13 protein-coding genes are annotated in these 14579 nt (G+C 69.9%); 6 read left to right on the plus strand and 7 right to left on the minus strand.

The features are described from left to right. Positions 1 to 6: 6 nt before the first annotated feature. Both ACIA1L_RS08905 and ACIA1L_RS08910 read left to right on the plus strand, forming a co-directional pair. Positions 7 to 1698: an ABC transporter ATP-binding protein gene (locus ACIA1L_RS08905; RefSeq protein ID WP_396072009.1), complete on the plus strand. Its 1692-nt coding sequence runs from the start codon at positions 7 to 9 to the stop codon at positions 1696 to 1698. Then, the gene (locus ACIA1L_RS08910; RefSeq protein WP_396072010.1) at positions 1695 to 3479 is read left to right on the plus strand and encodes an ABC transporter ATP-binding protein; all 1785 of its coding nucleotides are present in this window, start codon (positions 1695 to 1697) and stop codon (positions 3477 to 3479) included. Before ACIA1L_RS08905 ends, ACIA1L_RS08910 begins: the two co-directional genes overlap by 4 nt. On the opposite strand, the gene ACIA1L_RS08915 is transcribed toward ACIA1L_RS08910, so the two are convergent. The 7 genes from ACIA1L_RS08915 to ACIA1L_RS08945 all read right to left on the minus strand — a co-directional run bounded on the left by ACIA1L_RS08915 (position 3439) and on the right by ACIA1L_RS08945 (position 9929). Beyond that, the gene (locus ACIA1L_RS08915; protein ID WP_396072453.1) at positions 3439 to 3699 is read right to left on the minus strand and encodes a DUF1707 domain-containing protein; all 261 of its coding nucleotides are present in this window, start codon (positions 3697 to 3699) and stop codon (positions 3439 to 3441) included. The two genes, ACIA1L_RS08910 and ACIA1L_RS08915, sit on opposite strands and share 41 nt — an antisense overlap. Positions 3700 to 3763: 64 nt before the next feature. Continuing rightward, positions 3764 to 4951 carry an ROK family protein gene (locus ACIA1L_RS08920; RefSeq protein ID WP_396072011.1) on the minus strand — a complete coding sequence of 396 codons (1188 nt, stop codon included), beginning with the start codon at positions 4949 to 4951 and terminating at the stop codon, positions 3764 to 3766. Further along, complete coding sequence (locus tag ACIA1L_RS08925; protein ID WP_396072012.1) at positions 4948 to 6204, minus strand: sugar ABC transporter permease; 1257 nt, start codon at positions 6202 to 6204, stop codon at positions 4948 to 4950. Before ACIA1L_RS08925 ends, ACIA1L_RS08920 begins: the two co-directional genes overlap by 4 nt. Further along, positions 6204 to 7010 carry an ATP-binding cassette domain-containing protein gene (locus ACIA1L_RS08930; protein ID WP_396072013.1) on the minus strand — a complete coding sequence of 269 codons (807 nt, stop codon included), beginning with the start codon at positions 7008 to 7010 and terminating at the stop codon, positions 6204 to 6206. The genes ACIA1L_RS08925 and ACIA1L_RS08930 overlap by 1 nt, the downstream gene beginning before the upstream one ends. A gap of 23 nt (positions 7011 to 7033) precedes the next feature. Next, entirely contained in the window at positions 7034 to 8104 is a 1071-nt protein-coding gene (locus ACIA1L_RS08935; protein WP_396072015.1) for a sugar ABC transporter substrate-binding protein, read from the minus strand. A 164-nt stretch (positions 8105 to 8268) separates the two neighbouring features. Next, complete coding sequence (gene ybaK / locus ACIA1L_RS08940; RefSeq protein ID WP_396072016.1) at positions 8269 to 8751, minus strand: Cys-tRNA(Pro) deacylase; 483 nt, start codon at positions 8749 to 8751, stop codon at positions 8269 to 8271. Positions 8752 to 8762: 11 nt separating this feature from the next. Beyond that, on the minus strand, positions 8763 to 9929 hold the full coding sequence (locus ACIA1L_RS08945) for a methyltransferase domain-containing protein (RefSeq protein WP_396072017.1): 1167 nt from the start codon (positions 9927 to 9929) through the stop codon (positions 8763 to 8765). Between the two features lie 216 nt (positions 9930 to 10145). Between ACIA1L_RS08945 and groES the strand changes: the two genes are divergently transcribed. The 4 genes from groES to ACIA1L_RS08965 all read left to right on the plus strand — a co-directional run bounded on the left by groES (position 10146) and on the right by ACIA1L_RS08965 (position 14566). Then, complete coding sequence (gene groES / locus ACIA1L_RS08950; RefSeq protein ID WP_084558066.1) at positions 10146 to 10460, plus strand: co-chaperone GroES; 315 nt, start codon at positions 10146 to 10148, stop codon at positions 10458 to 10460. A gap of 71 nt (positions 10461 to 10531) precedes the next feature. Further along, the gene (groL, locus tag ACIA1L_RS08955) at positions 10532 to 12178 is read left to right on the plus strand and encodes a chaperonin GroEL (RefSeq protein ID WP_396072018.1); all 1647 of its coding nucleotides are present in this window, start codon (positions 10532 to 10534) and stop codon (positions 12176 to 12178) included. A gap of 81 nt (positions 12179 to 12259) precedes the next feature. After that, positions 12260 to 12889 carry a hypothetical protein gene (locus ACIA1L_RS08960; protein ID WP_396072019.1) on the plus strand — a complete coding sequence of 210 codons (630 nt, stop codon included), beginning with the start codon at positions 12260 to 12262 and terminating at the stop codon, positions 12887 to 12889. Positions 12890 to 12934: 45 nt separating this feature from the next. Next, entirely contained in the window at positions 12935 to 14566 is a 1632-nt protein-coding gene (locus ACIA1L_RS08965) for a molybdopterin-dependent oxidoreductase (RefSeq protein WP_396072020.1), read from the plus strand. Positions 14567 to 14579 lie beyond the last annotated feature (13 nt).

The raw sequence follows: 14579 nt of genomic DNA on the forward strand, positions 1-14579 counted from the left end.
AGGGCCATGCGAGATCTGCCCCCCGCCGATCCCGGCTCTCCCGACTACCGGTCGGCCACCCGCTATCTGGGCTGGCTTGCCCGGCGCGCCTGGGTATCCGTCAGCGCCGCGATCTTCTTCGCGGTGGTGTGGATGGTGTGCCAGGCCTTTATTCCGGCGGTGCTGGGTCGGGCGATTGATGCCGGGCTGACCGGGCGGGACGGCCGGCAATTGTTCTTGTGGAGCATGGTCCTGCTGGGTGTCGGCCTGGTGCAGGCGGGCGCCGGCCTGTTGCGGCATCGCCGGGCCGTGTTCAACTGGCTGTCCGCCGCCTATCGGACGGTGCAGGTGACCGTACGGCAGGCCGGGTGGTTGGGGGTCGCGCTGCCGCGGCGGATGGCGGCCGGTGAGGTGGTAGCCATCGGCACGGCGGACATCACCCACATCGGCAACGCGATCGACATTACGGCTCGCGGGGTCGGCTCAGTGGTCGCCGTTCTCACCGTCACCACTATTCTGCTGGTCACGAGTGTGCCGTTGGGCCTGGTGGTGGTGCTCGGCATTCCGGTGCTGATGGCGGTGGTGAGCCTGCTCATCCGGCCGTTGCACCGGCGTCAGCATGCGTACCGGGAGCAGCAGGGGCGGCTTACCGGGCTCGCCACCGACCTGGTCGGCGGACTGCGGGTGCTGCGCGGCGCGGGTGGTGAGCCGATCATGTCCGCCCGCTACCAGGCCGAGTCGCAGCGGCTCCGAGCGGCGGGTGTCCGGGTTGCTCGGGTGGAGTGTCTGCTGGATGCGGCGCAGGTTTTGCTGCCGGGAATCTTCCTGGTGTTGGTCACCTGGCTGGGCGCGCGCTTCGCGATCTCCGGGAAGATCACGGTGGGGCAACTGGTGTCCTTCTACGGGTACGCCGCGTTTCTGGTCTCCCCGTTGCGTCAACTCACCGAGACGATCGACAAGCTGACTCGCGGCCACGTGTCCGGGCGGCGGGTGGTGTCGATGCTGCGCATGCACTCTGACCTGCATGGCTCGCCGCATCCGCGGCCCGCTCCGGAGCGAGGTGACCTTGTCGATCCGCTGTCCGGCGCGGTGGTCAGGCCGGGGCTGGTGACCGCAGTTGCGGCGGCGGTGCCGGCCGACGCGGTCGCCATCGCGGATCGGCTCGGCCACTACACCGCTGCGGGTGCGGGGACGACGCTTGCCGGCGTACCGTTGCCTGATTTGGATCCGGCGAGCGTGCGCGAGCGGATCGTGGTGGCGGACAACGACGCCCGGCTTTTTTCCGGGCCGCTGCGGGACGATCTCGATCCGGACGGCGGTGGGCACGTGTCGGCGGCATTGACCGCGGCGGCCGCGACCGACGTTGTCGAGGCGCTTCCTGACGGCCTGGACAGCGAGGTTGCGGAACGCGGCCGCAGCTTTTCGGGCGGCCAGCAACAGCGGTTGCGGTTGGCCCGCGCGTTGGTCGCCGACCCGGAGATCCTGGTCCTGGTGGAACCGACCAGTGCCGTCGATGCGCACACCGAGGCCCACATCGCGGCGCGGCTCGGTGCGGCCCGCGACGGTCGCACGACTGTCGTCTGCTCGACCAGCCCGCTGGTGCTGGATCGCGCCGATCACGTGTTGTTCGTCGAGGACGGCGTGGTGACGGCGGAGGGAACCCATCGCGAGCTGCTGGACGGCAGCCTCGCTTACGCGAGGACGGTGCTGCGCGAGTGAGCAACGCGCTCCCGGTGGCGGACACCCGCCAGGTGCGACGGTACGCCCGCGATCTGTTCCGCCGGCATCCGCGCGCGCTCGTGGCAACCGTGGCCCTGCACGCCCTGGCCGCCGTGGCCGGCCTGTTCGCGCCGCGGCTGCTCGGCGAACTGGTCGAGTCGATCCAGCACCACGCGGGGGTGGGCACGGTCGACCGCATTGCCCTGGCTCTTGCCCTGTTCGTGCTGGTGCAGGCCGTTTTAGTGCGGTTCGCCTACTTGGCTTCGGCGCGACTCGGCGAGCAGGTCCTCGCCGAGCTGCGGGAAGAGTTTGTGGATCGGGTGCTGACCATCCCGTTGTCCACGGTGGAGCGTGCCGGCACCGGCGACCTGTTGACCCGGACGTCGCGGGACGTCGACGCGTTGTCGCGGTGCCTGCGGTTCGCGGTGCCGGAGACGCTGATCGCCGTGCTCACCGCGGCGCTCGCGATCGGGGCGCTGATCCTGGTCAGCCCGCTGCTCGCCCTGCCGTTGCTGATCGCCGTGCCGATTCTGACCATCTCCACCCGGTGGTACCTGCGCCGCGCGGCAGCTGGCTATTTGCGGCAGAATGCCGCTTACTCGCAGGTCACGGACGGGCTGTCGGAAACCGTTGCGGGAGCGCGGACGGTGGACGCGTTGCGCCGGCAAACTCAGCGGGGGCGGCGCACCGATGCCGATCTGCGCCGGTCCTGGCAGGCCGAGCGTTACACGTTGTTCCTGCGTACGGTGTGGATGCCGTCCATCGAGGTGGGTTATGTCCTGCCGGTGGTCGGCACGTTGCTCCTCGGCGGCTGGTGCTACCTGCAGGGCTGGGTCGGGCTCGGCCAGGTGACAGCGGCGGTGCTGTATGCCCAGCTGCTGGTCGACCCGATCGACCGTTTCCTCGGCTGGTTGGACGAGTTGCAAGTCGGCGCCGCCTCCCTGGCCCGGCTGCTCGGCGTCTCCTTCCGGCAACCGGAAACGACCGCGCTCACGCCGGTCGGCGCGGAGATCGTGGCCGAGGACGTCCGGTTTTCCTACGTCGAGGGTCGCGAGGTGTTGCACGGCATCTCGCTGACCATCGCGCCGGGGGAGCGGCTGGCCATCGTCGGCCCCTCCGGCGCCGGAAAGTCCACATTGGGGAGATTGTTGGCGGGGGTGCACGCGCCGGGCGGTGGGTCGCTCACCGTCGGCGGAGTTGCGCTGGCCGGCCTGCCCCTGGACCGGCTGCGGACGGAAGTCGCCCTGGTCAGCCAGGAACACCACGTCTTCATGGGTACGCTGCGCGACAACGTCGCCATGGTCCGGCCCGACTCCTCCGCGGCCGACGTTCGCCAAGCGCTCGCCGCGGTCAACGCCTTGACCTGGGCCGAAGACCTACCCGACGGCCTGGACACCGTGGTCGGCGCGGACGGGACCAACCTGTCGGCCGCTCAAGCGCAGCAGGTCGCCCTGGCCCGCCTGGTGCTGGCCGATCCGCACACACTCGTGCTCGACGAGGCGACCGCGCTGCTCGACCCGCGGGCCGCCCGGGACCTCGAACGGTCGCTCGCCGCCGTGCTGAAGGGCCGTACGGTCATCGCGATCGCGCACCGCCTCTTCTCGGCGCACGACGCGGACCGGGTGGCGGTGGTGGAAAACGGGCGGATCACCGAACTGGGCTCGCACGACGAGCTCGTGGCGGCGGGCGGCTCCTACGCCGCGCTGTGGGACTCGTGGCACGGCACGCCGCCGGTCGGTTCTAGCGCAGGGCCAGGAAAACACCCAGCAGAACAAGCGTGACGGCGGCGATGACGAGGAGCAGCAGGAACTCCCGTTGTTGCCGCTCCTCGGCTGTCTCGGCCGGGAGGTCGCTGACCACGGCGGCCAACTCGTCCAGGGTGCTGGCACCGGCGGCCACCCCGGCCCGCTGGGTGAACTCGTCCAGCGTCAGACGGCCGGCACCGGTGTGCCGCTCCAGCGCAGCCATGATCCGCTGCCGGTCCTCGTCGGAGGCGCGCATGCTCACGCCCGGCACTCTAACCCGTGCGAACCAGTCGGCCCAGACTGCGAACGGCCGGAAGTCCTTAGCCGGTGGCACCCAGCAGCGGATCGGCCAGCAGCGTTTCGAATGCCAGCTCCGCGGCGCCGATCAGGGCCGCGTCGGTGCCCAGCTCGGGCGTTCGTAAGCGGATGTGCTCGCGGCAGGCCGGCAGGGCGACCTCGTTGAGCCGGGACCGGATCTGCGCCGCCGCCACTAGGTAGACGTCGCGCAGAGTGCCGCCGAAGATGACGGCCTCCGGGTTGAAGATGTTGACCAGGTTGCCGACGCCGAGCCCGATCCACTCGCCGACGTGCCGGACTGCCTGCTGGGCCGCCCAGTCGCCGCGCATCGCCGCTTCGACGACGCCGAGCACCGCCTCGCGGCCGCTGCGGTCTTCCCGGCCGGCCAGCTTGAGCAGCGGATACTCGCCGATTTCGGTCTCCCAGCAGCCGTGCGAGCCACAGCTGCACGGGTTGCCGCGCGGGTTGACCACCATGTGGCCGACTTCGCCGCCGTACCCGCCGTGGCCGGTGATGCGTCGGCCGCCGGCGATGATGCCGGCGCCGACGCCGACGTCGCCGTACAGGTAGATGACGTTGTCGCGGCCGGCGGCGGCGCCGCGGCTGTGCTCGACCAGGGCGGAAACGTCGGCGATGTTGCCGACGATCATCGGGCCGTCCCCGCCGATCTCCGCCAGCAGCGCCTCGCCGACCGGCTGATCGACCCAGCCGATGGTCGGGGCCAGCCGGACCATGCCGTCCGCGCGGCGCACCATGCCCGCCACGGCCAGCCCGGCGCCGACGTAGCGGGCACCGGCCGGCACGTCCTTGCCCATCTCCTGGACGAAGGCTGCGAGCGGCTGGACGGCGTCCACCACCTGCATGCCCCGGGGGCGCTCCGCCTCGCGGCGGTCCAGGATGACCCCGCCGAGACCGACCCGGGCGGCGCGCAGCCGGTCGACTTCGATGTTGAGCGCGTAGGCGTACACCTTGGCGGACTCGGGTCGGACCAGCAGCGAGGGGCGCCCGGCCCGGCCGGTTTCCCGCTGGCCTTTCTCGGTGACGAGACCCGCGGCGGTGAGATCGGCGGTGAGCGCGCCGATGGTGCTGCGGTTGAGGCCCAGCTTGGTGGTCAGTTCGGCGCGGGACGTTGCGCCATGAATATGCACATAACGCAGCAGTGTTCCCAGGTTGTGCCGCCGGACCTCCTCCTGGCTGGGCCCGGCCTTCATCGGTTACCGGTGGCGGCCGCTCTGCGGCGCGACAGCGCGTCGACGCTCGCCGCGAGCAACAGGATCAGGCCGGTGAAGATGAACTTCTGCCCGCCGCTGAAATCCATCAGGCCCATGCCGTTGTCGATGACCGCGATCACCGCGCCGCCGATCACCGCGTCCAGCACCCGGCCCTTGCCACCGAAAAGGCTGGTGCCACCGATGACGGCCGCGCCGACCGCGTACAGGAGCACGTTGCTGCCGCCGGAGTTCGGGTCGACCGAGTTGGCCCGGCTGGCCGCGAAGATGCCGCCGATCGCAGCCATGAACGAGCCGATGACGAAGACCGAGATGCGGATCCGGTCGACCGCGATACCCGCGCGGCGCGCGGCTTCCTTGTTGCCACCCACGGCATAGACGTGCCGACCGTACGTGGTGCGGCCCAGCACGAACGTCCAGGCGACCAGGGCCACCGCGATGAGCGGGGCGACCAGCGGCACGCCCTTCACCGAGATGCTCAACGGGTTGATGCTCCGCTCCTGGGTCAGCACGGCGACCGCGGCCACCAGCAGCACCGCCAGGCCGCCGATCCGTGCGAGCACGATACCCATCGGGTCGGTGATCAGGCCGCGGGTGGCCCGGGCCCGGAAGCGCAGGAGTTGGGTGGTGGCGTAACCGAGGATCAGCACGACGGCGAGCGCCCAGCTCAGGGCGACCGACATGTTGTTCTTCGCCAGCGACAGCACGAACGGGTCGCGGATCGAGATGTTCTTGCCGCCGTCGAGGAGGACGAGCAGGACGCCCTGGAAGGCCAGGAAGCCGGCCAGGGTGACCACGAAGGACGGGATGCCCAGCTTCGACACCAGGAAGCCCAGCGCGAAGCCGATCGCAACGCCGGTGCCCAGGGCGACCGGGATGGCCGCGTACCAGGTCCAGCCCTGATCGGTGAGCAGGATCGCCATGATCGCGCCGCAGACGCCGCTCGCGAAACCGGCGGACAGGTCGATCTCGCCCAGCAGCAGGACGAAGACCAGGCCCATGGCGATGAAAATGACGGCCGCGCCCTGCGAGAACAGGTTCGCGAAGTTGAGCGGGGTGAAGAACGCCGGCCGGGCCACGCTGAAGATCAGACAGAGCGCCACCAACCCGAGGATCGCCGGCAGGCTGCCGATGTCGCCGCCGCGCACCCGACCCCAGTAGTCGTGCAGATGGCTCGCGACCGTGGGCTGGACCTCCGTGGTGGGCCCGGTCGGGGAAGTCATGGTGGTCGACATCAGTGGCCGCCTCCCGGCCCGAAATCGGCGTAACCCACAGTGGTCCGTTCTGGTGGCAGGCCGAGGTTTCCGCTGCGGCCTGAGGTGATCAACTCGACGACCTGGGAGTGGGTGACGTCGGTGGTGCGTACCTGGGCGGCGGTCCGGCCGAGATAGAGCGCACAGATCCGGTCGGAGACGGCGAACACGTCGTTCATGTTGTGCGAGATCAGCACCACGCCGAGTCCGTTGTCGGCGAGGCGGCGGACGAGCTCGAGCACCTGGGCGGTCTGCGCCACGCCGAGCGCCGCGGTCGGCTCGTCCAGGATCACGATCCGGCTGTTCCACAGCACGGCCTTGGCGATCGCCACGGTCTGCCGCTGGCCGCCGGACAGGCTCGCCACGGACTGGCGCAGGGATTTCACCGTACGCACGCTCAAGCTGGCCAGGGTGTCGCTTGCCATCTGTTCCATGGTGGGTTCGTCCAGCACGATGCCGCGGACCCGTTCCCGGCCCAGGAACATGTTCTGCACGACGTCCAGGTTGTCGCAGAGCGCGAGGTCCTGGTAGACGACCTCGATGCCGAGCAGCGCGGCGTCGCGAGGACTGCTGACCGCCACCTCGTCGCCGGAGAACGTCACGGTGCCCGCATCCATCGTGTAGATGCCGCTGATGCACTTCACCAGGGTGGACTTTCCGGCGCCGTTGTCGCCGACGAGCGCGGTGACCTCGCCGGGATAGACGCTCATGCCGACGTCGTGCAGCACCTGGACGGGACCGAAGCTCTTGTCGATCCCGCGCAGCTCCAGCAGTGGTGTCGCGGCCACGGGCAGCTCTCCTCCTCGGCGGGTCAGACGCCGTTCTCGGTGCACAGCGCGGCGAAGTCACCGGTGCACAGCTGAGCCTTGGTCACGAAGCCTTCGGTGATGACATCGCCGACGTTGTCCTTGAAAATCGGCTTCGGGGGGATCAGGACAGCCGGGACATCCCGCCCGGTCTCGCCGTCCTTGATGGTCTGGTCGACCTTCTTGCGCTCGCCGCGGGCCAGCGCAATGGCGAGATCGGCTGCGGCATCGGCCACCTGCTTGATCGCCTTGTAGACGGTCATACACTGGTCTCCGGCCAGGATGTTCTGCAGGCCCTGCACGGTGGCGTCCTGCCCGGTCACCGGCACCGCGCCGTTCAGCTTGTACTTCTTCAGGACGGAGATGACGGCGTTGCCCATGCCGTCGTTGGCCGCCAGCACACCCTTGATGTCGCGGCGCTGCGTCAGCATCTGCTCGAACATCGTCCCGGCCTGCGCGTTGTCCCACTCCGGTACGGCCTGGTCCGGCCCCTTCTCATACTCGCCAGAGGTGAACTTGGGCTGGAGCACCGAGTCGTAGCCCTCCTTGAACAGGGTGGCGTTGTTGTCGGTGGCGGCGCCGTGCAGCTCGGCCACTACAGGCTTCGGGTACTTCTTCTCGGCCAGGCACTTGACCAGGCCTTCGCCCTGCAGCCGGCCGACCGTGACATTGTCGAAGCTCACGTAGTAGTCGGCGCCACCGCCGAGGGTGAGGCGGTCGTAGTCGATGGTGGCGATGCCGGCTCGCTTCGCCTTGTCGAGAACGGCTTTGCCCGTACCCGAATCGAGGTTGACGATCATCAGGACCTTGACCCCGCTGGAGATCATGCCGTCCGCGATGGTCTGGAACTGGCTCTTGTCGCCCTGGGCGTTCTGGATGTCGGCGGAGACGCCGGCCGCGTCGAAGGCCGCTTTGAGGAATTTCGGGTCGTCGGAGCCCCAGCGCTGGGAGCTGGCGGTGTCGGGCAGGATGATGCCGATCTTGCCAGCGGATCCGTCATCGCCCTTGTCGCTGCACGCGGTCAAGCCGCCAGCCAGCAGACCCGCCGCGGCGAGGGCGGAGATTCCCCTACGCATTCCTCGTGTCCTCTCGGATCGCCGCTGACCGAAATTTTGTTGTGTCGGGCAACGTATTCCGGCGACGTGCTGCGGCACAACCCGGCGACCTCCGGGCGCTCCTTAAAGTGACGCTAGGTCACGTTAAGTGGCAGAATCGGCGCTTCTCCGGTTTTGCCCGAGCCTTATGTCCGGATCCGCGCCGCCGTCGCGCCGGTCAACCGCACCAGATCCGCCGGCGCCAGTGACACCTGCAAACCCCGGCGACCCGCCGAGACATACATCCGCTCCAGCCCCAACGCCGAATCATCCACCACCGTCGGCAGCCGCTTCCGCTGCCCCAGCGGGCTGATGCCGCCCCGGACATAGCCGCTGCTGCGCTCCGCGGCCGCCCGATCGGCCAACGCCGCCCGCTTCCCGCCCGCCGCGCCGGCCAGCGCCTTCAGATCCACCTCGCCCGTCACCGGCACGACAGCCACCGTCAGCGCGCCATCGACCTCGGCGATCAACGTCTTGAACAGCGACGCAGGCGACACCCCCAGCGCCTCGGCCACCAGCGCGCCATAGTTCGGCACCTCCGCCGCCACCTCGTACGCGTGCAGCTCGTGCGGCACCTTCGCCGCGGACAGCAGTACGGTCGCCGGCGTCCCGGCCGCCTTCTTTGCCATGACCACGCAGGCTAGCGACACACCAGGACGGTCGGGGCATCCGCCACCCGGGTCAGCACCAGCGACGCCGCGTTGCTCCCGCGCAGCCGCAGGTCACGGCGCAGCTGCTCCGGCTCCAGGGCAGAACCGCGCTTACGGATCTCCAGCCGCCCCACCTCGCGCTCCCGCAGCAACGCCCGCAGCCGCTTCAGCGAGAACGGCAGCACATCGATGATCTCCAGCCGGCGGCCGTACGGCGAGTCGACCGGCTCGTCGGTGTAGACGTAGGCGATCTGCGGGTCTGCGAGCCGACCCCCGATCCCCGCCGCGAACTCGGCCACCAGGTGCGAGCGGACGACTGCCGGGTCCGGGTCATACACGAACCGCCCCACCTCGCCGACCGGTGCCAGAGTGGTTCCAGGGCCGTGCAACGTGCCGCCGTCCGGCAACAGCACCGCCCGCCGGGGCACCTCGGCCAGCGGCCCACACCAGAACGCCGCCTCGACCAGGTCACCGTCGACGCTGACCCACTCGCCCTCGGCGCCCGGGGGAAGCAACGCGTGATCGATCCCGGGAGCGAGCTTGAGGACCGTTCTCGGCACCCGCGTGGGCAGTGCGGCGATGAAGTCCCACGGCGGCGACCAGGACTGCGGGTCCATCAGCCGGCCGCGCCCCGCTCGGCGTCTGGCCGGGTCAGCGAACACCGCGTCGAACCGCTCCACGTCAACCGAGGTCGCATCAGCGCACGCCACGGTCACCCGATCGGCGAGGCCGGCGGCTGCCACGTTGGCCTCGGCGATCGCAGCGGTCAGTGGGTCGGCGTCCACCGCATACACCCGGATCCCGTGCCGGGCCGCCGCCAGCGCATCCGAGCCCAACCCGCAACCCAGATCGGCGAGGCTTTCGACGTCCGCGGCGCGCAGCCGCGCGGCGCGCCGGTCGGCCACCACCATTCGGGTCGCCTGTTCGAAGCCAGCCCGAGTGAAAAACATCCCCGCCGCGGCCGCTCCGAACTTGCCCGCAGCGCGTCGGCGCAGGTCGGTCTGCGTCAACGCGGCGGCCGCCAGCGGCGCCGCGACACCCCGCGCCCGCAAGGCCGTGGCCGCAGCGAGCGGGTCGGCGCCGGCCACCTCGGCAGCCGCGGTCAACGCCTTCAAGCCTTCATCGGTACGCAGGGCGGCGAGCAGTTCCAGGTCCACGCCGAGTCATTCTGCCGTGTTGGCACTCTCCTTGACGGAGTGCTAGTTCCGGCATAATCTCCGATTAGCACTCTCAACCTGAGGGTGCCAGCGCGCGCCCCGCACGGGGGCACACGCTTGCGCCAGGCGGACCGGCACCCGCGACGACGGCCCCGCCCGGTGGCATGAGGCATGAGATCGGCCGTTCCGGCCGGCGAAACCTGTACCCAGGAGGGTATGCCCGTGACTACCGCGACCAAGGTTGCGATCAAGCCGCTCGAGGACCGCATCGTGGTCCAGGCGAACGAGGCGGAGACCACGACGGCTTCCGGCCTCGTGATCCCCGACACCGCCAAGGAGAAGCCGCAGGAGGGCACCGTCCTCGCCGTCGGCCCCGGCCGGATCGACGACAAGGGCAACCGCGTTCCGATCGACGTGAAGGTCGGCGAGACCGTCCTCTACTCGAAGTACGGCGGCACCGAGGTCAAGTACGCCGGCGAGGAGTACCTGGTGCTCTCCGCCCGCGACGTCCTCGCGGTCATCGAGAAGTGACCTACTGACAGTGCTTCCCGCCCTGGCCCGAGCTCTCGGGTCAGGGCGGTGGTGCGTGAAGGGACCATTACATGGCGAAGATTCTCAGCTTCTCTGACGACGCGCGGCACCTGCTGGAGCACGGCGTCAACACGCTCGCCGACACGGTCAAGGTCACCCTCGGCCCGCGCGGCCGCAACGTCGTCCTGGACAAGAAGTTCGGCGCGCCCACGATCACCAACGACGGTGTGACCATCGCCAAGGAGATCGAGCTCACCGACCCGTACCAGAACCTTGGCGCGCAGCTGGTCAAGGAAGTGGCGACCAAGACCAACGACGTCGCCGGCGACGGCACCACCACGGCCACCGTGCTCGCCCAGGCGCTGGTCCGCGAGGGCCTGCGCAACGTGACGGCCGGTGCCAACCCGATCGCCCTCAAGCGCGGCATGGACCTGGCCGCCGAGGCCGTCTCCAAGGCCCTGCTGGGCAAGGCCGTCGAGGTTGCCGACCACAAGTCGGTAGCCAACGTCGCCACCATCTCGGCCCAGGACGCCGCCATCGGTGAGCTCATCGCCGACGCGATGGACCGGGTCGGCCGCGACGGTGTCATCACCGTCGAGGAAGGCTCCGCGCTCAGCACCGAGCTCGTCGTGACCGAAGGCCTGCAGTTCGACAAGGGCTTCATCTCGCCGAACTTCGTGACCGACGCCGAGGCCCAGGAGGCCGTGCTCGAGGACACGTACATCCTCATCACGACCCAGAAGATCGGAAGCGTCGAGGAGCTGCTGCCGCTGTTGGAGAAGGTTCTCCAGGCCAGCAAGCCGCTGCTCATCATCGCCGAGGACGTCGAGGGCCAGGCGCTGTCCACCCTCGTGGTCAACGCCCTGCGCAAGACCTTCAAGGTCGTCGCCGTCAAGGCGCCCGGTTTCGGCGACCGCCGCAAGGCGATGCTGCAGGACCTGGCGATCGCGACCGGTGGCGAGCTCATCGCCCCCGAGCTCGGCTACAAGCTCGACCAGGTCACCGTCGACATGCTGGGCACCGCCCGGCGCGTCGTGGTCGACAAGGAGAACACCACCATCGTCGATGGTGGCGGCAAGAAGGCCGAGATCGAGGACCGGGTCGCGCAGATCCGCAAGGAGATCGAGGCCTCCGACTCCGACTGGGACCGCGAGAAGCTGTCCGAGCGGCTGGCCAAGCTGTCGGGCGGCATCGCCGTGATCCAGGCCGGCGCCGCGACCGAGGTCGAGATGAAGGAGCGCAAGCACCGCATCGAGGACGCCATCGCGGCGACCAAGGCCGCGGTCGAGGAGGGCACCGTGCCCGGCGGCGGCGCCGCCCTGGCGCACGTCGTCTCCGCGCTCGACGGCGACCTCGGCCTCACCGGCGAGGAAGCCATCGGCGTCTCGATCGTCCGCAAGGCGCTCGTCGAGCCGCTGCGCTGGATCGCGCAGAACGCCGGCCACGACGGCTACGTCGTGGTGGGCAAGGTCGGCGAGCTGAAGTGGGGCCACGGCCTCAACGCGGCCACCGACGAGTACGTCGACCTCGCCGCCGCCGGCATCATCGACCCGGTCAAGGTGACCCGCAACGCGGTCTCCAACGCCGTGTCGATCGCCGGTCTGCTGCTCACCACGGAGAGCCTCGTGGTCGAGAAGCCGGCCGCACCGGAGCCGGCCGCGGGCGGCCACGGGCACAGCCACGGTGGTCACGGCCACCAGCACGGCCCGGGCTTCTGACCCGAACGCACGAGGTAAAGGGCGCGTCGCAGCAGCGGCGCGCCCTTTCTCGTGTGATCCTTCCCAGGGAGAGGTGCGCGGATGATCATCGTCGTGGAGGGTCCCACTGCGGCCGGGAAAACCTCCTGGTGCCGCGGGTACGCCGGCCGGTACGTCCCAGAACACCAGGCGACAGGCCGCGAACCGACAGACGCGGTGGCGCTCGCCCGGCACTGGGTCCGCGCCGGCATGCAGCGCTGGTCCGCCGCACTCGACCTCGAACGGGCGGACGGCGTGGCCTTCTGCGACACCGACCCGGTGAAGCTGCACTACGCGTGGGGGATGGCCGCGCTCGGGCTCGCGCCGCGGGCCCAGTTCGACCGGGAGCTGGCGGTCACCCGGGAAGCCTTCCGCAAGCACCGGCTCGGCTTCGCCGACACCGTGCTTGTCAGCCTTCCCGACACCGCAACCCTGCAACAACGCCGAGACGGCGACCACACTCGGCGACGGCGCAATTTCGCTGCGCACGTGCAGCTCCGGGAACCCCTCCAACACTGGTACGCCGCCCTGGAACAGCTGTCCCCGGGACGAGTCGTGTGGGAGCTGCCCGTGGCGGGCCTGCCTCCCGGGCCGCAGCCGCGTACGGACCGGTGCTCGGTGGAGCTGCTCGACGCGGTGGTCGAGGCGTTGCCGCCGCTGCGTGCGCCGGTCATGACCTCGTTGCCTGCCTGAACCGTCAGGACTTGGTAAGGAGCAGCCGGGCTCCGCAGAGGCAGGATGGTCCTTGTGAAGGTCTTGCCTCCCCTCGCTCGGGGATCTGTCCTGCGGGCGGCATGTGCCGGCATTGCCGCCGCAGCTGTGGCGCTCGGGGTCGCCGAGGTCGTCGCCGTCTTTACCGGAGCCCCGTCAGCCCCGATGCTCGCGGTCGGCGCGGCGGTGATTGATGCGGTGCCCGGCCCGGTCAAGGACTTCGCCGTCAGCGTCTTCGGCGGCTACGACAAGATCGCCTTGATCACGGGAACCCTTATCCTGCTGACCCTCTACGCCGCCGGCGTCGGCATCGCGGCCCTACGCTCGTGGCGCCTGGCCTTCTTCGGCGTGGCTGTCTTCACAGCGATCGGCGTCACCGCCGCCCTGACCCGCCATGACGCAGGTCTGACTGCTGCCTTCCCGTCCGTGGCGGCCGGGGTGATCGCGGCGCTCGCCCTGCGCCGCCTCCTCGCGCCGGTCGCCTCTTTGCCGGTCGTGCGCGGTGCCGCGGCCGAGTCTTCCGCTGCGCCGGTCGTGCGCGGTGCCGCCGCCAGTTCTCCCGCTGCGCAGCCGTCCGGGCATGCGGCGCCACTTTCGGCTGACAGCCGGCGGCAATTCCTGGTCGGCGTCGGGGTTGCCGCGGCGGCTGCCCTGGTTACCGGAGTGAGCGGACGTTTCCTGACCTCCCGGCGCGCTGTCACCGCGGCCCGTTCCGCTGTCGTCCTGCCGCCACCGGTCTCGCCGCCGCCGGCCGTCCCGCCGGGCGCTCAGGCCGAGGGCGCCACGGCATACGTCACGTCGAATGCCGACTTCTACCGCATCGACACCTCGTTGTATCCGCCGCAGATCGATCCGGCCAACTGGGAACTGCGCATTCACGGCATGGTCCGCAACCCGATCACCCTCAGCTGGGAACAGCTGCTCCGCCGTCCGATGATCGCGCGGTATGTCACGCTGGCCTGTGTCTCCAACGAGGTGGGTGGCGACCTCATCGGCAATGCACTCTGGCTCGGTGTCCCCGTGCGCGAGTTGTTGGACGAGGTCCAGCCCCTGCCCGACGCCGACCAGGTGGTGTCCCGTTCCACCGACGGCTGGACCTGTGGCAGCCCGACCGCCGTCCTCCGGGACGGTCGCGACGCCCTGATAGCCGTCGGTATGAACGGGCAGCCGCTCCCCGTGGCCCACGGCTTTCCCGCCCGAATGGTCGTCCCCGGCCTGTACGGCTACGTCTCGGCCTGCAAGTGGATCACCGAGATCGAGCTGACCCGGTTCACGGATTTCGACGCCTACTGGGTTCCCCGCGGCTGGTCTGCTCAGGGCCCGATCAAGACCCAGTCCCGCATCGACACCCCGCGTGACGGCGCGACCCGCAAGCCCGGCCCAGTGACCGTCGCCGGCGTCGCCTGGGCCCAGCACCGCGGCATCACCAAGGTGGAAGTTCAGGTGGACGACGGCCTGTGGGCACCGGCCAGCCTCGCTCCCACCGTCTCCACCGACACCTGGGTGCAATGGTCCTACCGTTGGGACGCCACACCCGGGAGCCACACGATCCGGGTCCGCGCCACCGATGTCGACGGTCAGACTCAGACCGCCCAGCGCGCCCCGGTCGCTCCTGACGGTGCCACCGGCTGGCACTCCGTCAAGCTCAACGTCGACTAGGACGGTCCCACCG

The sequence above is a fragment of the Actinoplanes sp. NPDC051859 genome (genome assembly GCF_044452725.1).
Lineage (GTDB): Bacteria > Actinomycetota > Actinomycetes > Mycobacteriales > Micromonosporaceae > Actinoplanes.